The 21,722-nt window shown below is 62.8% G+C and carries 21 protein-coding genes and 1 pseudogene; 12 read left to right on the plus strand and 10 right to left on the minus strand.

Annotated features, from left to right (window positions below; genetic code table 11):
- The first annotated feature begins 144 nt into the window (after window positions 1-144).
- Window positions 145-1,983 carry a Na+/H+ antiporter NhaA gene (nhaA, locus tag G5V57_RS14240; protein ID WP_165168138.1) on the plus strand — a complete coding sequence of 613 codons (1,839 nt, stop codon included), beginning with the start codon at window positions 145-147 and terminating at the stop codon, window positions 1,981-1,983.
- A gap of 17 nt (window positions 1,984-2,000) precedes the next feature.
- Here nhaA and G5V57_RS14245 read toward each other — a convergent pair whose 3' ends face one another.
- Window positions 2,001-2,768, minus strand: coding sequence for a potassium channel family protein (locus G5V57_RS14245; protein ID WP_165168139.1), 768 nt, complete (start codon window positions 2,766-2,768; stop codon window positions 2,001-2,003).
- Between the two features lie 170 nt (window positions 2,769-2,938).
- Between G5V57_RS14245 and G5V57_RS14250 the strand changes: the two genes are divergently transcribed.
- Genes G5V57_RS14250 through G5V57_RS14265 form a run of 4 tightly spaced genes read left to right on the plus strand, consistent with a single transcriptional unit; the run spans window position 2,939 to window position 4,937 of the window.
- Window positions 2,939-3,226, plus strand: a complete 288-nt coding sequence (locus G5V57_RS14250; protein WP_165168140.1) for a DUF1330 domain-containing protein — start codon at window positions 2,939-2,941, stop codon at window positions 3,224-3,226.
- Complete coding sequence (locus G5V57_RS14255; protein ID WP_165168141.1) at window positions 3,226-3,519, plus strand: DUF1330 domain-containing protein; 294 nt, start codon at window positions 3,226-3,228, stop codon at window positions 3,517-3,519. The genes G5V57_RS14250 and G5V57_RS14255 overlap by 1 nt, the downstream gene beginning before the upstream one ends.
- A complete protein-coding gene (dapB, locus tag G5V57_RS14260; protein ID WP_165168142.1) occupies window positions 3,516-4,316 on the plus strand; it encodes a 4-hydroxy-tetrahydrodipicolinate reductase in 801 nt (266 codons plus the stop codon). Before G5V57_RS14255 ends, dapB begins: the two co-directional genes overlap by 4 nt.
- A 3-nt stretch (window positions 4,317-4,319) precedes the next feature.
- A complete protein-coding gene (locus G5V57_RS14265) occupies window positions 4,320-4,937 on the plus strand; it encodes a 2,3-bisphosphoglycerate-dependent phosphoglycerate mutase (protein WP_165168143.1) in 618 nt (205 codons plus the stop codon).
- 6 nt (window positions 4,938-4,943) lie between these two features.
- Here the strand turns inward: G5V57_RS14265 and G5V57_RS14270 are convergent, their stop codons facing one another.
- Together G5V57_RS14270 and G5V57_RS14275 are read right to left on the minus strand one after the other, a co-directional pair.
- Window positions 4,944-5,813: a bifunctional helix-turn-helix domain-containing protein/methylated-DNA--[protein]-cysteine S-methyltransferase gene (locus tag G5V57_RS14270; RefSeq protein WP_165168144.1), complete on the minus strand. Its 870-nt coding sequence runs from the start codon at window positions 5,811-5,813 to the stop codon at window positions 4,944-4,946.
- A 76-nt stretch (window positions 5,814-5,889) separates the two neighbouring features.
- Window positions 5,890-6,366 (minus strand): DUF2244 domain-containing protein, encoded by a 477-nt coding sequence (locus G5V57_RS14275; protein WP_165168145.1) that lies wholly within the window; start codon window positions 6,364-6,366, stop codon window positions 5,890-5,892.
- Window positions 6,367-6,523: 157 nt separating this feature from the next.
- Here G5V57_RS14275 and nth point away from each other — a divergent pair, with 157 nt between their 5' ends.
- Window positions 6,524-7,180, plus strand: coding sequence for an endonuclease III (nth, locus tag G5V57_RS14280; RefSeq protein ID WP_165168146.1), 657 nt, complete (start codon window positions 6,524-6,526; stop codon window positions 7,178-7,180).
- Here the strand turns inward: nth and G5V57_RS14285 are convergent.
- Window positions 7,152-7,814: an EI24 domain-containing protein gene (locus G5V57_RS14285; protein WP_165168147.1), complete on the minus strand. Its 663-nt coding sequence runs from the start codon at window positions 7,812-7,814 to the stop codon at window positions 7,152-7,154. The genes nth and G5V57_RS14285 overlap by 29 nt on opposite strands.
- Before the next feature lie 153 nt (window positions 7,815-7,967).
- On the opposite strand from G5V57_RS14285, the gene G5V57_RS14290 reads away from it, so the two are divergent.
- From G5V57_RS14290 to G5V57_RS14300, 3 genes and pseudogenes are all read left to right on the plus strand, one after another.
- Window positions 7,968-9,059 (plus strand): efflux RND transporter periplasmic adaptor subunit, encoded by a 1,092-nt coding sequence (locus G5V57_RS14290; protein ID WP_165168148.1) that lies wholly within the window; start codon window positions 7,968-7,970, stop codon window positions 9,057-9,059.
- Window positions 9,060-9,074: 15 nt separating this feature from the next.
- Window positions 9,075-12,262: pseudogene (locus G5V57_RS14295) on the plus strand (efflux RND transporter permease subunit).
- Between the two features lie 81 nt (window positions 12,263-12,343).
- Window positions 12,344-13,339, plus strand: coding sequence for an adenosine kinase (locus G5V57_RS14300; RefSeq protein ID WP_165168149.1), 996 nt, complete (start codon window positions 12,344-12,346; stop codon window positions 13,337-13,339).
- A gap of 3 nt (window positions 13,340-13,342) precedes the next feature.
- Here the strand turns inward: G5V57_RS14300 and G5V57_RS14305 are convergent, their stop codons facing one another.
- From G5V57_RS14305 to G5V57_RS14320, 4 genes are all read right to left on the minus strand, one after another.
- Window positions 13,343-14,077, minus strand: a complete 735-nt coding sequence (locus tag G5V57_RS14305; RefSeq protein WP_165168150.1) for a pentapeptide repeat-containing protein — start codon at window positions 14,075-14,077, stop codon at window positions 13,343-13,345.
- A 61-nt stretch (window positions 14,078-14,138) separates the two neighbouring features.
- The gene (locus G5V57_RS14310) at window positions 14,139-14,621 is read right to left on the minus strand and encodes a DUF992 domain-containing protein (protein WP_165168151.1); all 483 of its coding nucleotides are present in this window, start codon (window positions 14,619-14,621) and stop codon (window positions 14,139-14,141) included.
- A gap of 425 nt (window positions 14,622-15,046) precedes the next feature.
- Window positions 15,047-15,430: a cupin domain-containing protein gene (locus tag G5V57_RS14315; RefSeq protein ID WP_165168152.1), complete on the minus strand. Its 384-nt coding sequence runs from the start codon at window positions 15,428-15,430 to the stop codon at window positions 15,047-15,049.
- 107 nt (window positions 15,431-15,537) lie between these two features.
- The gene (locus G5V57_RS14320; protein ID WP_165168153.1) at window positions 15,538-15,738 is read right to left on the minus strand and encodes a hypothetical protein; all 201 of its coding nucleotides are present in this window, start codon (window positions 15,736-15,738) and stop codon (window positions 15,538-15,540) included.
- A 273-nt stretch (window positions 15,739-16,011) separates the two neighbouring features.
- Between G5V57_RS14320 and G5V57_RS14325 the strand changes: the two genes are divergently transcribed.
- The 3 genes from G5V57_RS14325 to G5V57_RS14335 all read left to right on the plus strand — a co-directional run bounded on the left by G5V57_RS14325 (window position 16,012) and on the right by G5V57_RS14335 (window position 19,668).
- Complete coding sequence (locus tag G5V57_RS14325) at window positions 16,012-18,126, plus strand: glycosyltransferase family 2 protein (RefSeq protein WP_165168154.1); 2,115 nt, start codon at window positions 16,012-16,014, stop codon at window positions 18,124-18,126.
- 39 nt (window positions 18,127-18,165) lie between these two features.
- The gene (locus tag G5V57_RS14330; RefSeq protein WP_165168155.1) at window positions 18,166-18,966 is read left to right on the plus strand and encodes a class I SAM-dependent methyltransferase; all 801 of its coding nucleotides are present in this window, start codon (window positions 18,166-18,168) and stop codon (window positions 18,964-18,966) included.
- Window positions 18,967-19,218: 252 nt separating this feature from the next.
- Entirely contained in the window at window positions 19,219-19,668 is a 450-nt protein-coding gene (locus tag G5V57_RS14335; RefSeq protein WP_165168156.1) for a hypothetical protein, read from the plus strand.
- A 133-nt stretch (window positions 19,669-19,801) separates the two neighbouring features.
- On the opposite strand, the gene G5V57_RS14340 is transcribed toward G5V57_RS14335, so the two are convergent.
- Together G5V57_RS14340 and G5V57_RS14345 are read right to left on the minus strand one after the other, a co-directional pair.
- Window positions 19,802-20,638 (minus strand): FecR domain-containing protein, encoded by an 837-nt coding sequence (locus G5V57_RS14340; protein WP_165168157.1) that lies wholly within the window; start codon window positions 20,636-20,638, stop codon window positions 19,802-19,804.
- 232 nt (window positions 20,639-20,870) lie between these two features.
- Window positions 20,871-21,575, minus strand: a complete 705-nt coding sequence (locus G5V57_RS14345; RefSeq protein ID WP_165168158.1) for an outer membrane protein — start codon at window positions 21,573-21,575, stop codon at window positions 20,871-20,873.
- Window positions 21,576-21,722 lie beyond the last annotated feature (147 nt).

The raw sequence follows: 21,722 nt of genomic DNA on the forward strand, positions 1-21,722 counted from the left end.
CCGATGCGCAACTCAATGAGTTAGAGCGTCGGGCGCTTCCGGAGGTGGTATAGGGCTCGCGGGTGGTTTCGCGAGACCGTCGATCGTCCCACTACTGCTGGAGCGCGGGAGGAGCCCGCAGCTCCTCACTGAGGGGTGTGGCAGATGTCGCAGGCTAAGCTCAGCAGCAGGCTCGATCGCCCTGTCGATGATCGCGATCACATTCTCGGCGCCGCCGACGCCGATATCACGCTGGTTGAGTATGGCAGCTATGCCTGCCCCTATTGTCGCGCCGCAAACGAGAAGATAGCGCAGGTCCGCGACGAGCTCGGCGGCCGCCTGCGCTATGTGTTTCGCCACTACCCGCTTGTCGGCAGCGACATTGCGCAGAGGGCCGCGGAACTCGTCGAGCACGCCGCGGACTCCAAAAGCTTCTGGGATGCGCATATCGCCTTGATGACGAGGTCCCAGACCCTCACCGAGGACGACCTCGAGGCGGTTGGCCGCGACCTCGGGGTCTCCGGCATGAGCGCCGGCAAAGGCGAATACGCGAAAGCTCGCGTTGCCACCGATATTCGCAGCGCGCGCGCCAGCCACGCGATGGTGACGCCGACATTCTTCATCAACGGCCGCCGCTATGACGGCCCCTGGGACGAAGGCTCATTCACGGACGCGATGGTGCGTGCGCCGGGGCGCCGGCTGCGCGAGGCGGCGCTCGACTTCGCGGGCTGGGCGCCGTCGGCGGGCGTTCTCCTGCTCGTCGCGACGATCGCCGCGGTCGTGCTGACCAACTCCGGCCTCGGCAGCGCATTCACGGCCCTCTGGGAGCAATATCTGGGCGTCTCGCTTGGCGCCTTGGACTTCAGGATGTCGCTGCTCCATTGGATCAATGACGGCCTGCTCACGATCTTCTTCCTCGTCGTCGGCCTCGAGATCAAGCGCGAGTTCACCGTCGGCCGCCTTGCCAGCTTCAGGTCGGGCGCGCTGCCCGTCGCTGCCGCCATCGGCGGCATGGCTGTGCCGGCCGGCATCTATCTGGCGCTGACGCCGGCAGGGCCCTGGTCGCATGGCTGGGGCGTGCCGATGGCGACGGACACGGCCTTCGCGGTCGCCCTGCTTGTGATGCTCGGCTCTCGTGCCCCGACGGAGCTGCGTGTCTTTCTGACGGCCGCCGCCATTGTCGACGACATCGGAGCTATCGTCGTCGTCGCCATCTTCTATTCCGGCGCGCTCGATCTCACGGCACTTGCCGCGGCGGCCGCAGTCATCGCCATGCTGGCGCTCCTCAATCGCTGGCGCATCTACAGCGTGACGCCCTATGTGCTGCTGGGCGTGCTTCTCTGGTGCTTGATCCTCGCCAGTGGCCTGCACGCCACGATGGCCGGCGTCATTCTTGCGCTGTTCATCCCGACGCGGCCGCCGGCGGATTTGCTGGCGATCATGGCGCAGGCCGATGCGATCCTGACCGCCGAGGCGCGGCGCAGCGGCGAAGTCCTGCGCCACGGACCCTCGCTTCCTGCCATGCGCGCCCTCGATACGCTGCATGAGCGTTTGGAGTCCCCCGCCGATCGGCTGCTGCGGCATGCCGGCGCGCGATCGAGTTATGTCGTACTTCCCCTGTTCGCGCTGGCGAATGGCGGTGTCGCATTGGATCTGTCCGGACTGGCGAGCCACCAGGGCCTGATGACGGCGATCGTCGCCGGCCTCGTGATCGGCAAGCCGCTCGGCCTGGTGTCGGCGTCGCTGATCGCGGTCAAGCTCGGATGGGCGACGAAACCCGATGAGTACAGCTGGACGCAACTGGTCGGGGCTGGCGCTCTGGCCGGAATTGGTTTCACGATGTCGCTTTTCATCGCCGGCCAAGCCTTCCCGTCGGTGGCGGATTTCGCCGCCGCCAAGATCGCCGTCTTCACGGGCTCGATAGCCTCGGCGATGATCGGCTGCGCAATCCTGTGGGTTGCCGGGCGAAGAACGCAGGCGAATGGCGGCCAGAGCGCGGATTGATCGCCGCTGCGGCCGCGCTACACCGCCCCCTCATCCTCGATATTGAGGACGCGCCCGCAATGCTTGCAATGGACGGCGTCGGCATCGTGGCGCAGGAGGCCGCAATCCGGGCATTTGTGATCGACCTTGTGCGGCCGGATGAGGATCTGGATCAGGCGCAGGAACAAGGACACGCCGAAGATCATGATCAGCACCGACAGCATCCGGCCCCAATGGCCTTGGAGCGTGATGTCGCCGAAGCCGGTTGTGGTCAGCGTCGATACGGTGAAATAAAGCGCGTCGGCATAGTTGGTGATGTGCTCATTGAGGCCGCGCTGACTCTCATAGACGATTCCCGTGGTGACGAAGATGAAGAGGCCGAGATTGAGGGCGGCCATCACCGTCTGCTCGTTCTCGCGAAAGAGGCGCGAATCGCGCCGCATGCGCATGAGGACGAGCGGCGAGCGCATGACGCGCAGCACCCGCACCACGCGCAGGAAGGCGAGGCCTTCGCCCGGAAGTGGGGCGAGCAGCGAGACGATGACCACGATGTCGGCGAGATTGGCGGGGTTCATGAGGTCGCCGAGCCGGTTGTGGCTGATCCAGAAGCGCGCCAGGAAATCGCAGAGGATCAGAAGCCCGATGACGACATCGATCACCCCGATGAAGGGACTGCGCGGGAGGAAGGATGACACCACCAGGAAGATGATCGTTGCGACATCGAAGGTGATGAGGCCGTAACGGAAGCGGTGCGCCCGGCTCGATGCCCCTTCGTAGAGTTCCCGAACGAGATTTTTCAACGCCATTGACCGGTCCGGACCTTTCACTTATCGCGCATCCCGGCGAAGCGGAATCGCTGCGCCGAAGAGGATTCGCGACAAACAACACCTTTGGAGCAGATTCTTATCGCCAAAGTCTTCAACTTTGGCGGAATTTGCTCTAGAGCCTGTCCCCGATAGCGAAGGGGAGAGGTAGCATGCCCAAGGCCTATTGGATTGCGCAAGTCACCGTGTCCAATCCCGACCAGTACAAGCTTTATGCCGAAAGCGCGCCCCTGGCGTTCAAGAAATTTGGCGCCGCCATCCTGGCGCGCGGCGGCCGCTTTGGCCAGATGGAAGGCGAGGGACGCCCGCGCAACGTGGTGATCGAATTCCCGTCCTATGAGGACGCGGTCGCCTGCTACAATTCGCCCGAATATCAGTCCGCCAAGGCCAAGCGCAAGGGCGCCGGCGAGGCCGATATCGTCATCGTCGAGGGCGTGTGATGGCGGCCAAAGGTTATTGGATGGTCCGCGTCACGGTGAAGGATCCCGAGCGCTACAAGGACTATATCGCCGCCAACAAGGCGCCGCTCGAGAAATACGGCGCCAGGTTCCTGGTGCGCGGCGGCGCCCATGAGGTGGTCAAGGGCGCCTCGCGCGACCGTCATGTGATCATCGAATTCCCATCGCTCGAAGCGGCGAAAGCCTGCTTCCGCTCGCCCGACTATCAGGCGGCACTCAAGATCTTCGAGACCTGCGCCGAGAGCGATGTCGTCATCGTCGAGGGAGTATCATGAAGATCGCCATAGCCGGAGCGGGCGGCCGCATGGGCCGCGTGCTGACCCGTATCGTGCATGAGACGGAGGGTCTCGAAATCGCCGGCGGCCTCGAGCCGAAGGGCACGGCCTGCGTCGGCGCCGACATGGGCGAACTCGCCGGCATCGGACCGCTCGGCATCAAGATCACCGACGAGCCCTTGCCGCTCTTCACCCGGATCGAAGGCGTCATCGACTTCACCGTGCCCCAGGCGACGCTGGCGCTCGCCGAGCTGTCGGCGCAGGCGCGCATCGTCCATGTCATCGGCACCACCGGCATCGACAAGGAAGGCGACGAGAAGATCAGAGCGGCGGCGCGTCATGCCCGCATCGTGAAATCGGGCAATATGAGCTTAGGCGTCAATCTCCTGGCCGCGATGGTGCGCAAAGTGGCGGCGAGCCTCGGACCCGATTTCGATATCGAGGTCCTCGAGATGCACCACAGGCACAAGATCGACGCGCCCTCGGGCACCGCCTTGCTCTTGGGCCAGGCGGCGGCGGAAGGCCGCAAGCTCGATCTCGCGAAATCCTCGGTGCGCTCGCGCGACGGTCATACGGGTGCGCGTCCGGAAGGCCATATCGGCTTCGCCACATTGCGCGGTGGCAGCGTGGTCGGCGAGCACACGGTGATGTTCGCCGGGCCCGACGAGCGCATCGAGCTGACCCACAAGGCCGCGAGCCGCGACCTCTTCGCGCGCGGCGCGGTGCGCGCGGCGCAGTGGGCGAAAGACAAGAAACCCGGTCTCTATTCGATGGCCGACGTATTGGGACTGGAGTAATCGATGGATCGCATATTGGTGCTTGTCCGCCACGGGCAGAGCGAGTGGAATCTGAAGAATCTGTTCACCGGCTGGAAAGACCCGGGTCTCACCGAGAAGGGCATCGCCGAGGCGAAGGCGGCGGGCGAGCGCCTCAAGCGCAAGGGACTTAAATTCGACATCGCCTATACGAGCGTCCTGAAGCGCGCTCAGCATACGCTCGACCTCATGCTGGCCGAGCTCGGCCAGACCGGCCTCGAGACCGTCAGGGACCAGGCGCTGAATGAGCGCGATTACGGCGATCTGACCGGCCTCAACAAGGATGAGGCGCGCAAGAAATGGGGCGAGGAGCAGGTCCATATCTGGCGGCGCTCCTATGACGTGCCGCCGCCGGGCGGCGAGAGCCTCAAGGACACGCTGGCGCGCGCTCTGCCTTATTATATGAAGCTTATTCAGCCGGACGTATTGTCGGGCAAGAGCGTGCTGGTGGCGGCGCATGGCAATTCGCTGCGTGCGCTGATCATGGCGATCGAGGGATTGACGCCAGAACAGATCCTGAAGCGCGAGCTCGAGACCGGCGTGCCGGTCTTCTATCGCCTCAGGAGCGATTCGCGCCCGGAGGCGGTGGAGATTCTCACCTGAACTGGCTTACGCGGCCTTGGCGGTGATCCCGGCCTCCCAGCCGAGAATGGCGCGCTTGCGCGTGAGGCCCCAGTGATAGCCGCACAGGCTGCCGGATTTGCCGAGCACGCGATGGCAGGGCACCACGAAGGAGACCGGATTGCGGCCGACCGCGGCGCCAACCGCGCGCGCTGCTTTGGGATTGCCGATATGGGCGGCGACATCGGAATAGGTCGAGCGCTTGCCGATCGGGATACGCAGCAGCGTTTCCCAGACGCGGATCTCGAAATCGGTGCCGATGAAGACGACGCGCAAGGGCTGGTCGCGGCGCCAGTTCTCCGGCTTGAAGATGCGGTCGGCATAGGGCTTGGTCTGAAGCCAGTCCTCGATATAGGCCGCGCCCGGCCAGCGCGACTGCATGTCGATGAGCGTGTCCTTCTCGGCCCCGTCATCGGCGAAAGCGAGGCCGGCCAGGCCCTGATCGGTGATCATCACCAGAGCGCGCCCGAAAGGACAATCGTGGAAGCCGAAGCGCAAGGTGAGGCCTTTGCCGCCGAGCTTGTAGAAGCCGGGTGTCATGCCCTCATGGGTCACGAAGAGGTCGTGCAGGCGGCCGGGCCCCGACAGGCCCACCTCATAGGCGGTGTCGAGGATGGAGGCGGAATCGCGCAGCAGGCTACGCGCATGGTCGAGCGTCACCGCCTGCAGGAATGCCTTGGGAGAGAGGCCCGCCCAGCGGGTAAACAGCCGCTGCAGATGAGTAGGGCTCAGTTGCGCCTGCTCGGCGATCTCCTCGAGCGAAGGCTGCTCGCGCCAGGTCTCGTGAATGAAGGCCAGCGTCTTCTTCACGATTTCATAATCGCGGGCAGGGGTGGACAGGGTTTCGATCTCGCTCATGGCCGGAATTTAGGAGGCTCCGGGCGCTGAAACCACCCGATTCTTGCGCATCCTAACTCATTATAAAGACTAGATATTATACACGTGGTTGCGCCAGCGCGCCGCGCAGGGTGGCGGCGAATTCTTTCCGGTCATGGGCGCCGAGGAAGCGGCCGATCTCGGTCCGCTGGCCCTTGAAGCGCAGGAACAGGCTGCCGATCAGCTCGCGGTCCTTGTCCTCTTCCAGCTCGACCCTGACCCAGGCGCGCGTGAAATGCAGCTCCTCGCGCTGCCGGTCATGGTCGAAGCGCCTGAGGATCAGTTCATGCGCCGTCACCTCGATCTGCTCCTCCTTCAGAGCATCGGCGTAGTTCTTGCGGAAGGCCCACCAGACCAGGGCGACATCGAGGCCGAGAAACGGCGCCACCGGCCAGGCGCCGAGCAGATAGAAGGCCGTGCCGGCCGCGAAATTGAGGCCGATCAAGACGCTCATGAGAATGAGAAAGCCCTTCCGGCTGAGCGAACGATAGGGCCTCAACGTGGCGCGGAAAGTCTGGTGAGCGGGCTGTTCCATGGCTTGATATTAATCCCGAGCTGGGCTCAGGTCATCTGAACACCAGCGCGGGATGCGAAAAAGTGGATACCGGTTTTTCGCTAGAATCCCGCGCTGCAATATATGAATCGATCACGTTTATGAGTTTGGATTGAGTCAATCCACTCTAGGAGGAATCATGGCGCCGCGCAGGCTCAAACCGGATCAGATCGCAGAGATGTTTCGCCGTTTCGAGGCGGCGGATCCCGCGCCCGAGGGCGAGCTTGATTACGTCAATCCCTATACGCTGCTGGTCGCCGTCGCGCTGTCGGCTCAGGCGACCGATGCTGGTGTCAACCGCGCGACCGGGCCGCTGTTCAAGATCGCCGATACGCCAGCCAAGATGGTCGAACTCGGCGAGGCGGAGCTCATTTCCCATATCCGCACCATCGGCCTCTTCCGGACGAAAGCCAGGAATGTGATCGCGCTGTCGCAGATCCTGCTCGACAAATATGCGGGCGAGGTGCCGCGCGACCGCGCCGCCCTCGAGGAATTGCCGGGGGTTGGCCGCAAGACCGCGAATGTCGTGCTCAATATCGCCTTTGGCGAGCCGACCATTGCCGTCGACACGCATCTTTTTCGCCTCGGCAACCGCACCGGGCTTGCGCCGGGCAAGACGCCGCTCGAGGTGGAGCTCAAGCTCGAAAAGGCCGTGCCTGCCGAATTCAAGCGGCACGCGCATCACTGGCTCATTCTGCACGGGCGCTATGTCTGCAAGGCGAGAAAGCCCGAATGCAAGCGCTGTCTCATCAACGATATCTGTCTCTTCAAGGAGAAGACCGTTTCAGTCCCTTGAAGATGTGGACGAAGTAGCTGGTCGAGAACAACGGCACGACGAGATTGACGAAGGGAACGAGCGCCAAGGCCGCCGGGATGAAGCCGGCGGCGAGGATGTGCGGTGAGTTCTGCCGGCGCAGCTCCCGGGCTTCCTCCACCGGCATATGGCGCATCGCCGCCATCTCGAAATATTCGCGGCTGAGCAGATAGGCGTTGACGAGCAGCAGCACGAGCGCGCCGATGCCGAACAGCAGCATCGGCAGCACCGCCAGATTGACGACGAGAACCAGGAAACCGAATTGCAGGCCGAGCAGGATGGCCTTGGTCGTCGGCAATTCGCGGCCCGGCGGATCGGACGGATAATGCTTGCGCTCGACGAGGCCGGCGATGCGGTCGAGATAGAGCCCGGCGAAGAGGGCGGTGACCGGCGGGATCATGAAGAAGGCGAGCACGGCCATGCCGAGTCCCGCCGCGACCTCGATGATGTTGTTGCCCCAGCCCCAGGGGGCGAGCTTCAGCATGTCGAGCAGCAGCACCGTCCCGGCGACCACGGCGACGAGGAGCACCAATGCAAGGCCGATCGCCTTGAACAGGACGCTGCGGAAGTCGGGGGAGAGCACATCGGCGAAGGCGGCGAAGGCGGCTTTGATCATGGCGGCATAGATAATGGATCGGTGTGCCGGATTGAAGGGCAGCTATGCAGACCGAATGCTCAAGTTGCGCCAGGAGGCGTAATCGCCTAGCTTCGAGCACCAATATTTGGGCGCCCTGCATGCCGTGGCGCCAGGCGGTAGTGAGGTCAAGAATTGAAGAATCTGGCAAGCGGTCTGGTCCTGGCGACAGCCCTTTTACTCGGTCCGGCGCATGCCCAGCAGCAGGCGGCGCCGCCGCCGGCTGTCGTCGTCGAACCCGCCGAAATGCAGGTGATCGCGCAGCGAGCAGATTTCGTCGGCCGCATCGAGGCGATCGAAAAGGTCGAGTTGCGCGCCCGCATCACCGGCTTCCTGAAGCAGGTCACTTTCACGGAAGGCGACCGGGTCAAGGAAGGCGAGACGCTGTTCGAGATCGAGCCCGAGCCGTTTCAGGCGGCGATTGATCAGCGCGAAGCGCAACTCGCTTCCGCCAAGGCCGAACTCCAGAACGCGGAGATCAACCTCAAGCGCTCCCTCGATCTGGTAAAGACCAATGCGGTCGCCCAGGCCCAGGTCGATCAGCGCCAGGCGGATGCCGCGAAAGCACGTGCTTCCGTGCTCCAGATGGAGGCCGCTCTGCGCGAGGCGGAAATTCAGTTTTCCTATACGACGATCGAGGCCCCCATATCGGGACGCATTGGACGCACCGCCTTCACCAGGGGCAATCTGGTCGATCCGTCCTCGGGCGTGCTGGCGACGATCGTGCGCGACGATGAAGTGCGTGCCGTCTTCAATGTCACCCAGCGTGAGATTCTCGACTATCGCAAGAGCGGCGGCGGCGCGCTGACCGTCAGGCTCAGACTTGCCGACGGCAGCCTCTATGACAAGCCGGGCAAGCTCGATTTCATCGACGTGGTCTCCGATCAGAAGACCGACAGCCAGCTCGTGCGGGCGGTCTTTCCCAACCCCGATCATATTCTGACCGATGGGCAGACCATCCGCGTCGTCATCGAGCGGGCCGAGGACAAGCCGTCGGTGACCGTGCCGCAGGCGGCGGTCGCCGTCGACCAGGCCGGTTCCTACACATTCGTCGTCGATCAGGCGAACAAGGTCGAGCAGCGCCGCATCAAGACCGGCCCGCAGCGCGAGGGCCGCATCGCCGTGACGGAAGGGCTGAAGGGGGGCGAGCTCGTGATCGTCGAGGGCCTGCAACGCGTGCGGGCGGGCATGGAAGTCGCTCCGCAGCGCGCCGAAACGGTCAACTGACGGCCGGAGGCAAGCATGATTTCCTCGGTATTCATTCACCGGCCGCGACTGGCCTTCGTCATTTCGATCGTCATCACGATTGCTGGCCTGATCGCCTATTACGCTCTCCCCGTCGCCCAGTTTCCTGATATCGTGCCGCCGCAGGTGCAGGTCTCCGGCGTCTATCCCGGCGCCGATGCGGCCGCGGTCGAGGCCTCCGTCGCCCAGATCATCGAACCGGCCGTCAATGGCGTCGACAAGATGATCTATATGAAGTCGACCTCCGGCGCCGACGGTACGTATAATCTGAGCGTCAGCTTCGCGGTGGGGTCGGATCCGGACCTCAATGCCGTCAACGTCTCCAACCGCGTCAATCAGGTTCTCTCGCAGTTGCCGGCGGAGGTGCAGCGCAACGGCATCGTGGTGAAAAAGAAATCATCGGCGATGCTGCAGGTCCTGAGCATCTATTCGCCCAAGGGCTCGCGCGACGGATTGTTCCTGTCGAACTATGTGACCATCAATGTCCTCGACCGCCTGGCCCGCGTGCCGGGCGTCGGCGAGGTCATGCTGTTCGGCGCCAAGGATTATTCGATGCGCATCTGGCTCGACCTCGACCGCCTGGCGAGCCTGGGGCTGACCACGGCCGATGTGGTGACGGCGGTCCAGCAGCAGAATGTGCAGGCCGCCGTCGGGCGCATCGGCGCGGCCCCCTGGTCAAGGATACGGCGCTGCAGATCAATCTCAACGCCAAGGGCCGGCTCTCCGATCCGGCCGAGTTCGAGAACATCGTGATCCGCGCCACCGAGAGCGGCGGCCTGGTCCGGGTCAAGGACGTCGCTCGTGTCGAGCTCGGGGCCAAGACACTCGATTCCGATGCGCAGTTCAACGGCAAACCGACCGCCGGCATCGCCATTTACCAGGCGCCCGGGGCCAATGCGCTGTCGACCGCCGAGAATGTCCGCAAGACTCTCGACGCCCTGAAGGCCAGCTTCCCGGAGGATGTCGATTACGCCGTCGCCTATGATTCCACCGTCTTCGTCGACAAGATGATGGAAAGCGTCAAGCATACGCTGATCGAGGCGTTTGTGTTGGTGGCGCTGGTTGTCCTGGTCTTCCTCGGCAATTTCCGCGCCACCCTCATTCCCATCATCGCCGTGCCGGTCGCCCTTATCGGCACCATGGCGGTGCTGCTGGCGCTCGGCTTCTCGCTGAATACCATCTCGCTCCTGGCGCTCGTGCTGGCGATCGGCATCGTCGTCGATGACGCGATCGTCGTCGTCGAGAATGTCGAGCATGTGCTGCACGAACATCCCGAGCTGTCGCCCGCCGAGGCGACCGAAATGGCCATGGGCCAGATCACCGGGCCGATCATCGCCATCACGCTGGTTCTTCTCTCGGTCTTCGTGCCCACCGCCTTCATCCCGGGCATCACCGGCCAACTCTATATGCAGTTCGCGGTCGCCGTCTCGGTGTCGATGGTGATCTCCGCCATCAACGCGCTGACCCTGTCGCCGGCGCTGTGTTCGCTCCTTCTGAAGCATCGCGGGCCGCCGCGCGGCATCTTCAAGCTGTTCAACCGCGGCGTTGAGGGCGCCAAGGGCGGCTATGTGGCGCTGGTGCGGCCGCTGGCCCGCCGCGCCATCCTGGCGCTGCTCCTGGTCGGCATCTTCGCCGGTTCCGCCGGCTGGCTCGCCAAGATGATTCCCACCGGCTTTCTGCCCGACGAGGATCAGGGCGCCTTCATGGGCGAGATTCAGTTGCCGGATTCTGCTTCGACCGAGCGCACCGCCGCCGTCGTCAAGCGCGTCGAGGCGCTCATTGCCGAGAAGCCGTGGGCTGAGTCCTACTTCACAGTGAGCGGCTACAGCATGCTCGACGGCCTGGCTCTGCCCAACAAGGCCTTCTTCGTCGTGCTGATGAAGCCTTTCGAGGACCGCAAGAGCCCCGACATGACGGCCTTCGCGGCCATCGCGGAATTGCGGCGAGACTTCCAGTCCATCGCCGCCGCCAGCATCTTCCCCTTCAATCCGCCGCCGATCCAGGGTCTTGGCACCGGCTCCGGCTTCGAATTTCAGCTGCAGAGCAATGCCGGCGCCGCACCCGCCGACATCGCCGCCGTGGCGCGCGGCCTGACCATCGCCGCCAATCAGGATCCGCGGCTCACCGGCGTCTTCACCACCTTCAGTGCCTCGACGCCGCAATTGACCGTCAAGGTCGATCGTGAGCGTGCCCAGACCCTGGGCGTCCCCATCGTCGATATCTACAATGCCTTGCAGACCGCGCTCGGCGGCACCTATGTGAACGACTTCAACCTCTTCGGTCGCACCTGGCAGGTCAAGGTGCAGGCAGATGCGACAAGCCGCATGACGCCCGACGACATCTATCTGGTGCGGGTGCGCAGCTCATCCGGCGAGCTCGTGTCGCTCAGGGCGCTCGCCGATGTCGAGATGTCCTTCGCGCCGGCCGGCATTACCCGCTACAACAATCTGCGTTCCGTCACCATAAACGGTTCGCCGGCACCCGGCCATTCCTCCGGCGAGGCCATTGCCGCGATGGAGGAGGTGGCCCAGGCGACGTTGCCGGTCGGCTTTGGCTATGAATGGACGGGCACCGCGCTCCAGGAAAAGGAAGCGGGCGGCAAGACGGCCGGCATCCTGGTGCTCGCCGTGCTCTTTGCCTATCTCTTCCTCGTCGCGCTTTATGAGAGCTGGACCGTTCCGCTGGCGGTGCTCATCTCGGTCTCGGCCGGATTGATGGGCGCCATGCTGGCGCTGAAATTCGCCGGCCTCGACAACAACATCTATGCCCAGATCGGCATCGTCGTGCTGATCGCGCTCGCCGCCAAGAATGCCATCCTCATCGTCGAATTCGCCATGGAGCAGCGGCGTAAGGGTACCGGCATCGTCGAGGCGGCGATCGAGGGCGCCAATCTGCGCTTCCGTGCGGTGATGATGACGTCCTTCGCCTTCATCCTCGGCCTCGTGCCGCTGGTGATCGCCTCGGGCGCGGGTGCGGCGACCCAGCGCGCCGTCGGCACCGCGGTCTTCGGCGGCATGATCGCCGCGAGCCTTCTCGGCATCTTCGTCATTCCCGGCCTCTATGTCATCGCTCAGAGAAGCCGTGAATTCACCCATCGCCGTTTTGGCGGGGCGTCTGGCGCGCCGGCCGTACCGGAGCCTCCGGCTGTGCCGGAGGCCCCGACGCCAGCTAAGCCCGAGGCGTGAGGGCCACCCATGTCCAACTTGCGGGCAACGGGCCGATCCTGTAGGGGCTCGGCCTTCAACTCACCTTCCCCATAGGAAAACATGACCCAGCCGACTTTCGATGTCCTGACCATCGGCAATGCCATCGTCGATGTCTTCTCGCGCGTGGACGAGGGCTTCCTCACCCGCCACAATGTCACCAAGGGCATGATGCGGCTCGTTTCGGAAAAGGAATCCGCCGAGCTGTTCGAGGACATGGGACCCTCGACCCAGATCTCCGGCGGGTCGGGCGCCAATACCGCGGTCGGCGTCGCCTCTTTCGGCGGCAAGGTCGCCTTCATCGGCAAGGTCAAGGCCGATGCGCTGGGCCGCGTTTTCAGCCACGACACGCGCTCGGCCGGCGTTCATTTCGAAACGCCGCATGCGACAGCGGGACCGACGACCGCGAGCTCCCTTATCCTCATCACGCCCGATGGCGAGCGCACGATGAACACCTTCCTCGGCGCCTGCGTGCATCTGTCCCCCGGCGACATCGACGAGGCCATCGTGTCCCAGGCCAGGGTCACCTATCTCGAGGGCTATCTGTGGGATCCGCCGCTCGCCAAGCAGGCGTTCAAAAAGGCGGCGCGTATCGCCCGCGACGCCGGCCGCCTCGTGTCCATCACGCTTTCCGACTCCTTCTGCGTCGACCGGCATCGCGACAGCTTTCTTGACCTCATCCGCAACGATATCGACATCGTCTTCGCCAATGAGAAGGAGATCACCTCGCTCTATCAGGTCGAGCATTTCGACGAGGCGCTGCAGCGCGTGCGCAAAGACTGCGCCATCGCGGCACTGACGCGCTCTGAGGCCGGTTGCGTCATCGTCAAGGGCGACGAGATCCATGTCGTCGAGGCGCATCCGGTGGAGAAGCTGGTCGATGCCACGGGCGCCGGCGATCTGTTCGCTTCGGGATTCCTCTATGGCTTCACCCGCGATCTGCCGTTGGTCCAGTGCGCCAGGCTTGGCGCGCTTGCGGCGGCCGAGGTCATCTCGCATGTCGGCGCCCGGCCTGAGCTGTCGCTCAACGCCCATGCGAAAGCGCAGGGGCTTCTTTAATTATCAATCATCGGCGCAGGGCCAGTTGGATGGCTGGGTGAGGCCGGCCGGCAATTTGGTCTGCGCGTCGCCGCAGGCCATATTGATCTGCGGCTGGGTCAGGTCTCGCGTCTGGCTGAGATCGACCCCTTCAAGGCGCGCCCAATAGAGATAAGTACGCTTCAAGGATGCCCCGGCAAGATTGGCGTCCTTGAAACTTGCGCGTTGCAGCATAGCGCCCGAGAGATTGGCGTTGGTGAGATTGGCCTTGTTGAACGTGTTGCGCGAGAACTCGCCATCGGACAGATCCGCGCCCGTCAGGTCGGCGCCGTCGAAGCTCACCCGCAGGAACTCGGCTTTGACGAGGCGTGCGCCTGCGAGGTTGGCGCCTTCGAAATCGGCGCGGCTCGACAGGCTCTTTTCGAGATTGGCGCCGGAGAGATCGGCTTGCTTGAACGACGTGCGCACCAGCTCGCTGCGCTGCAGATTGGCTTTGGCGAGATTGACCGAGCCGAGGCCGGTGCCCGAAAGGAAGGCGCCCTCGAGATTGGCACCGGAGAGATCGCTGCCGTCGAGCTGCAGCAGCTGCTTGTTGCAATTGGACCAGTCGACTGCCGGCGCCGGTCCGTCCTTGCAACTGGCCTCGGCGACCGGAATGAAGAGGCCCAGGAATAGAAGAGCCGATCCCGCTCTCTTCAGATATGCGCGCAACACCCGATCCTCCGCACCATTGAGTCTGTGGGTTGCAAGTATACGCATGGAGCCGGAAAAGCTCCATGCGTCTCATCGACAGGATTGTAACAGGCTGCGATGCCGGCGATCAGCTTCCGGCATAGCTCAGTTTGAGGCCGGCGATGCCCGCCGCGACATTCAGACCTTTCTGGCCCTGTATGCTCAGCGGCTGCAGCGCGATCGTCTTCTTGAACCCGCCTACGAGCACATTGGCGCCGAGACCCACGCCGATGGTCGCTTCGGCCGAGGCCCCGCCATAGGAGCCGGCGAGCGCGCCCGGCTTGGTCTTGCCGCCGGCGAAGACCGTCCAGGTGATGTAGCTCTTCTTGGTGAAGCCGATATCGATGCCGAGCTTGGTGATCGAGCCGGTATAGCGCTCGACCTTGCCGCCGCCTATTGGGGTGAACCGGCATTTCACCGATTTGGAGGAGCCGAGAATGAGGCCGACGCCGCCTGCCACGGTGCAGTTCAGGGAGCCGACCTTGACACCGCTCTTCGCCGAAGCCGGACTTACGGCAAGCAGCGCTGTGGCAATGGCGACAGCGCCCGCCGATATCATCCATTTTTTCATGAGTTAGTCCTCGTTTAGAGTTTATTCCAGATACCAGAACGGTCTGGCGGCCCTCAGGTTCCCGGCCCCTCTGAGAAGCGGCTAACACCTTGGCGGAATTGTGGAGGCCGGACGCCCCAACTTGCACGGATTTCTATTCAAATTCCAAGGACTTCCGTCGGGAATCTTCGCTCGGGTCGCATGAAATTTTCGTCACATGCCGGACGCGTCGGGCGACCGCGCAAAGCCTCTCCCTTGCCTTCGTCTTGCCTTGAAATGGTTTGGAATGCCGGGGGTGCTCGTTGGTGTAGCCTCTGGAGCAAACCTGCATTTCAGCATCCATCGCGAGCTGAGACGCGTGACCGTTCTGCAACCGCTCGATAATCGACAGTTTGGACGTCTCAGAACTGCTGGCACGCATATCGCGATTGCCGCGCGACGTTCCTTCACCTCTGCAGCAGGACGACGCTTTCCTGTTCATGTGGATCGGTGCGCGCGATCAGCGCTCGCGCGACCTGCTGTGTCGGGTTGAAGGGCTGGTGCGGCACGCCGGCCGGGATATAGATGAAGTCGCCCGCCTCGACGTGGTCATGGTGTTCGAGGTTTGGTCCATGGCGGAACTCGGCGGCGCCTTCGAGCATATAGATCGCGGTCTCATGAGCCTCATGCAAATGCGGCTTTGCCTCCGCACCGGGCAGCATGGTCAGGAGATGCAGACAGATGCCCTTGGCGCCCGCCGTCTCGGCCGAGATGCCGGAGAAATAGTCCAGGCCTTGCTTGCCGTGAAAGACTTCGCTGCGCTGGCGGCGGACGATCTTGCAGGTGCTCATGACCTGTATCCTAGCCGCGATAGCGCCGCGCCTCAACTGCGCCGGCTGAGCTCGGTTCAAGCATGCCGTCGGGCGTGTGCGGCATCGATCCGGGGCGGCGCAATCGCCTATAGGCCCTTCAGCCTGACGCCACGCCTGAGGGCAAGGACCACGAGCTGATAGGCGGTGAGCCGGTTGCCGTTCACCCAATAGAGCGAGGGGCGCGTTGCGTCGGCGAACACGATGTAGCCGCGCTTGCGCAGCCCTGCATAGGCTCTCGAAATGGCGGGTCTTCGCCCCAGATGCAGGTCGCTTACGATCCGGTCCATGATCCGCATGCTGATTTTTGCATGGATCTTCATTAGGGGGCGAGACCGTCAGAAGCTGTCAGCAACCCGGAGTGGAGTGGCGGCCATTATTCGCGGTTCTGTCAGGAGCAATTTGTTCCTGGCGTGCCGCGCCGTGCCGCAAGGCGGTGGAAGGTCGCGGTCGAAGAGGCCTCCGGGGGTTGAGCTCATCTATTGGACAGGGATATGGAGAGGTGGTCCCGTTCCGGACGGGGCATGGTGCAACGGCTCGGTGCTGTCCGAAACAGGGGAAACATGGATCAGGGTTCGATATCGCGGGTTCGGCAGCAGAAGGTACAAGACAGGTCGCTGAGACCTGAATGGCGCACGCTTTTCCACGATCCATACCGGCAGCAAGAAGCCCGGCAGGCATTCAACGAGGCTTCGGCGCAAGCCTACCGGGATGATCTCAGACACCTGCGCTTCCGCGGCGGGCTCGCGCCGGGCGAGGCCGCGGTCATATGCGTGTTGCGCAACGAGGCCGCCCGGCTTCCCTTGTTTTTCGAGCATTACAAGAAACTCGGTTTCGACCGCTTCTTCATGGTCGACAACGGCTCCACTGACGGCTCGCGCGAATTGCTGCTGGCCGAGCCCATGGCGGACGTGTTCGTGACCGAGGCTTCCTATCACGGCAGCTACTATGGTCTCTACTGGTACAATGCCATCGCCCAGGCCCATTGCAGCGGCAACTGGATCCTGATGGCCGATGCGGACGAACTGCTCGTCTATGACGGTTATGAGGCGCGCACTATCCATGCTTTCGCCGGCTGGCTCGAGCGCCAGGGTGCCGACCGCGTTTATGCGCCGATGGTCGATCTCTATACGTCCGGCGCCATCGGCAGCCGCAAGCGGTCGATGGCGGAAATCCTCGCCCATGATGCCTGGTTTGATGCCCGGGGCTATCGGATCGAGCGTTATCCTTCAGGCTGGATCTTGATCGGCGGACCGCGCGAGAGACTCTTCAATACGCAGGAAAGGCACCATCCCCATTGGGTGTCGAAATATCCATTCTTCCGGATGACAGAAGAAACCGTTCTCTTCGACAGTCATTTCCTGTGGCCGTGGGACAAGAGCTACCGCGCCCCCGACGCCGCCTTACTTCATCTGAAGATACTCGACGATTTCATCGAGCGTTGCGCGGTCAATGAACGGGAGAACGAGCATGCGTTCGACTCGGCCGCCTACCGCGTCATCAATCTGCGCCTTGAGGAATTGCCGGAGCTGGTCGCCATCGACGACAGGTCGCGTCGCTATGAGGGCCCGGCCAGTCTCATCCACCAGGGCTTTCTCTCCGCCATCGATTGGGAGGAGCAGGACAGGAGAGACAATGCTCCGGCCGCCGCGCCGCCTCCGGCGCAGGAGGTGCCGCGGAACTGGCTCGCCACCTTGCCGGCATCCTGCCTGATCTGGGATCGCCTGGATGAATATAATCGGCTGTCACAGGCTTCGCTCGAGACGCAGCTCGAGGTCGTACGCACCGCAGGTCCTCTGGCGCCGGGCGAGATCGCCGTCGTCTGCGTGCTGCGCAACGAGGTGACGCGCCTGCCTTTGTTTTTCGATCACTATAAGCGGCTGGGGGTCAGCCGCTTCCTGATGATCGACAATTGCTCCGAGGATGGCAGCCATGAGGTGCTGCTCGCCGAACCGAAGGCCGATGTGTTTGTCGCCCATGCTTCCTTTGCCGATGGCAATCAGGGGCTTTTCTGGAGCAACGGGCTGGCGCGGAAATATTGCCAGGGTCATTGGGTCCTCAATGCCGATGCCGACGAGCTCCTGGTCTATGACGGCATGGAGAGCCGCGGGCTGCCTGAACTGGCGCGCTGGCTCGATCTGCATGGGCGCGATCGCCTGTTCACCATGATGGTGGATGTCTATCCCTCGCGCGCCATTGGCACCGAACCTCGCGCGATCGAGGACTTTCTCATCGAGGATTGCTGGTTCGACAGCGAGGGTTATACGCTCCAGACAGGGCCCGGCGGCTGGCTTTTGACCGGGGGGCCGCGCCATCGGATGTTCAATCCTGGCCGGGCCGTCCCCTATCGGCACTGGATCTCCAAATATCCCTTCTTCCGCATGGAGGCGAACAAGGCCATCGTCAATCAGCATTGGATCTGGCCGGTGGACTGGCGCCAGCGAGCCCCCCAGAGCGCCTTCTTGCATCTGAAGCTGCTGGATGATTTCATCGAGCGCAGTGCCCGCTATGAGCGGGAAGGTCAGCACGACTCCGGATCGGAAGCCTATCGCCTGATCAACGAACGCATGGCGGAGATGCCGAAGGTCGAGTTCTATCATCCCCATTCGCGACGCTATCGGGGACCGAAGAGTTTCATCCGCTACCGCATCATGCAATCGATCGATTGGGGCAAGTGAGGTATCAGGCCGTCATATGAGCATCATTGGAGGACCGCGATGACATCGAGCTTCAATGTCCAGAAAGCTTCCGGCTATGAAAGATTGATGGGACGGTGGAGCCGCAGGCTCGCTCCTCCCTTCATCGAATTCGCAGGCGTGACGGACGGCGAGCGCATTCTCGATGTGGGCTGCGGCACCGGCAGCCTCACCTTCGCTTTACCGCAAGCGGCGAACATCGCCGAGATAACCGCCATCGACTATTCGCCGGTGTTCGTGGAAGAGGCGGCGCGGCGGAACAGCGATCAGCGGATCAGCATTCGGCAGGCCGATGCCTGCGCGCTCCCCTTTGCCGACGACCGCTTCGATCGCGCTTTGTCGCTTCTGGTTCTCCATTTTGTGCCGGAGTCGGCCAAGGCGATTGCCGAGATGCGCCGGGTCGTTCGTCCCGGCGGCGTGGTCGCGGCGGCGGTCTGGGACCATCTCGGCGGGATGCCGGGCATGCGCATGGTCCTCGACAGTCTGGCCCCGCTGGATGAGGCGGCGGCGCGGTTGCGCGGCCATTACTGCTTCCAGCCCATGATGCGGCCCGGGGAGATGCGGGAAGCCTTCATCGCGGAAGGACTCGCGGATGTGGCGGAGGCATCGATGCTGATCCGCATGGATTACGACTCGTTCGATGATTTCTGGGGACCCATCGCCGCCGGCGAAGGACCGATCGGCATCTATGTTGGGGGACTCGAAGGAGCGCGCCGGGCGACGGCGGACGCAGTGGTGAGGTCCGCCTACGAGGCAGGCCAGCCCGATGGGCCACGGTCATTCGTCGCCGTCGCCTGGGCCTGTCGCGGACAGGTGCCGTAAAAGTGCTCGTCACGCTAGCGTGCTGAACGCGAAGTTCCTGATATCAGGCGGCTTGCACCGACAGGAACTTCGCGTTCAAAAGCACACTAGAATCATTAGGTTTTGTAGTGTCTTTCCGAATCCGAAGTTCGCTCGGAAGGTTCCGCAGGCTGTGGCGAACTTCGGATTCGGGACACTAGCCGCTAAAGCCTTTCCGATTCGCGCCAACCGCGATATTGCATCGACGGGCATCGATGCGGCGAGAGGGATGGAATGATCGAGGAAAAGAGCTTTGCTCAGCGTTGGGAAGAGTGGCAGCGGCGCTGGGACGACTACAGTCCCTCCAAGGCGCTTTGGCTATGGTCATGTGTCGGATCCGCGATCCTGACGGCCGCAATCGGCTTCACTTCCGGCGGCTGGGTGACGAGAGGGAGCGCGGAAAGCATGGCTATGCGCGCCGCCGACATTGCGCGTGCGGAATTGGTGGCCACCGCCTGTGTGAGGAACTTCGCCAGCGGCCCCGATTTCGAGGCGCGGCTGGCCGCTTTCAAGGAAGTAGGCGAGCCGAATCGGGAAAGCATGCTGCAGGAAAAAGGCTGGGTCACCTTGGCGGGCATGGATGAGCCGCTCGCCACCGCAGCAAGTCTTTGCGCCGACGAACTGGCGAATATGGAGTTGGGTCCGGCGACTGCTCCGGACCCTGGACCTGACTCAAGCAGCTGACACCCGCTCGGACCGAAAGGCGCATGGCCAAGCCCGACCCGGCCATCGACTAATCCGACGCGTCGTGTTTACGAGGATTGCGTCGATTAAAACTCATCGTGATCTGAGCCTTGCGCGGAAAGCTGTCTTCCTATTAGTCGCCCCCGCCACCGCCGGAGTCTTGCCCGCCCGGTCCGTTATCCCCTCCGCCGCCTCTGCCATCTGGTCCGCGGGTTCGTACCGTCCGAACAGACGCCACAGCCGGCGAAGGCTGGGGAGCAAGCCTGTCCGCGCTGTTCCTCCTGTCCGCCTTCCTCTGTGCCTGGCGACTGTCGCAGCCGCTGCCGCCTCGGAACTTTGAGTTAAGCTTGTCCTGATTGACGAGCAGCGGGAAGATCGTATCGATATCCACGTCGGTTTTTTTCCCACCGCTGCCAAGCCGCTTCGGGGTGCTGATTCCGCCCCCGCCCGCGACCAGATAGTCGCAGCCGCGCGTCAGCGTTTTGCACGAACCGCGGGTGCAGAAATCGACATTGCCGCGGAACAGCAGGATATAGACTTTGCCATTCTGAATGGTGAAATCAAAGGCGGTGCCGCGAATGCCGATCGTGCCATAGGGGGTCGCGATCTTGTGGCCCGACGTCGAACCGCTGATATAGCGAAACGCGCCCTTGGTGGCTTGAATGCTGGCCTGCGTGAGGCTCTTGCCGCCCTTATAGATATTCTTGTCGATGACGACTTGGGCGGATGGGCCCATGGCGAGCTTCGCGCCGTCATCGAAGATGAACTGCCCGATGCCGGTGGCGTTGGTTTTTAAGAGGTCGTTGAAGAAGAGCGGCGAGGATTTCTGCAGAATCCGCGATCCGGCCGTCCCTTTTGCACTTACGGATGTGGAGGCCTGCACCGTGTTGCCGATCGGCTCGGCAGCGACGGGACTGCTGGCTATCGCGGCAAAAGACAAAACGATCGCGAACAGGCGCAATATACGCATGACATATCACTTTCTGGGTTGAAGCCCCTCGTCGCAGCTGCCTCCGGTTAGTAATTTTTTAACCTTACGTTAGATGTGGTCGGATTGTCAAATGGCTGTCCGCGAGGGTATGGGCCCAACGACTTGCAGCGAGAGGGCGACGGTGCCCCGATTTGATTGAAAGCCGTCTTGAGCAGGGCCAGCCTGGCCGCCTTGCGAATGCGCCTGCCTGCCGGCAAAGTCTTCCAGGAAACTAGAACCTGAAATTCGCGCGGGCCAACACTGTCCAGACCGAAGTGTCGACGTCATGATCTGAGCGATCAGTGCGCGGTGAGCCGTCGAAATCCTGAACCGTCTTGCCCGCATCGAAGGAGCCGAAGTCATAGTAATTGCCCTCGGCGCCGACCGTCCAACGCTCGGAGAGGCCGTAGTCAATGCCGCCGCCGACCGTCCATCCAACTTGGGTTTTGTTGGTTTCAACAAAGTCCGCCGTATCTTCGATGCGGGCATCGATGCCGGCGAAAGCCACGCCGCCCTTGGCGAAGAATAAAATATTGTCCAGTGCGACGCCAAGGCGTGGCGTAATGGAACCTACCCAATTGACCCTGGTGATGAACTTGTCGCTATCGAAGAAGGGGCTGTCCTTTTCCTGGTCGAAGTTCAGCCATGTGAAGCCGCCTTCGAGGCCAAGCACAAAACTGTCGATCTGCCAATTATATCCGGTCTGAATGCCAGCGACAAAGCCGTCGAGGGTCTGCGAGAGGTCATCGCCCGGATCGTTGTTGTAGTGGCCAATGGTTCGAAACTGATACTCGACATCGGCTTCGCCATACCCGGCATTGAGGCCGATATAGGGGCCACTCCAATCATAGGTCGTCGGACCCGCGATATCAGCGGCCAGCGCCTGCGAGGCTGCAAAGGTGATGGCGGCGCCAACGAGAAGACATGTCTTGAGCATGGAACCCCTGGAACTCCCTTGATCATGGAAGCCATGTGCCCTGAGTGATCTGTCACGGCCTCGTATGGTGTGATGTGATTGGTATTTTGCAGGCAGGATGATTCTTGGAGATTGTGACCTTTAGGCCACAGTTAACCTTAATGAAGG

Source organism: Nordella sp. HKS 07 (assembly GCF_011046735.1).
In the GTDB taxonomy this organism is placed as follows: domain Bacteria; phylum Pseudomonadota; class Alphaproteobacteria; order Rhizobiales; family Aestuariivirgaceae; genus Taklimakanibacter.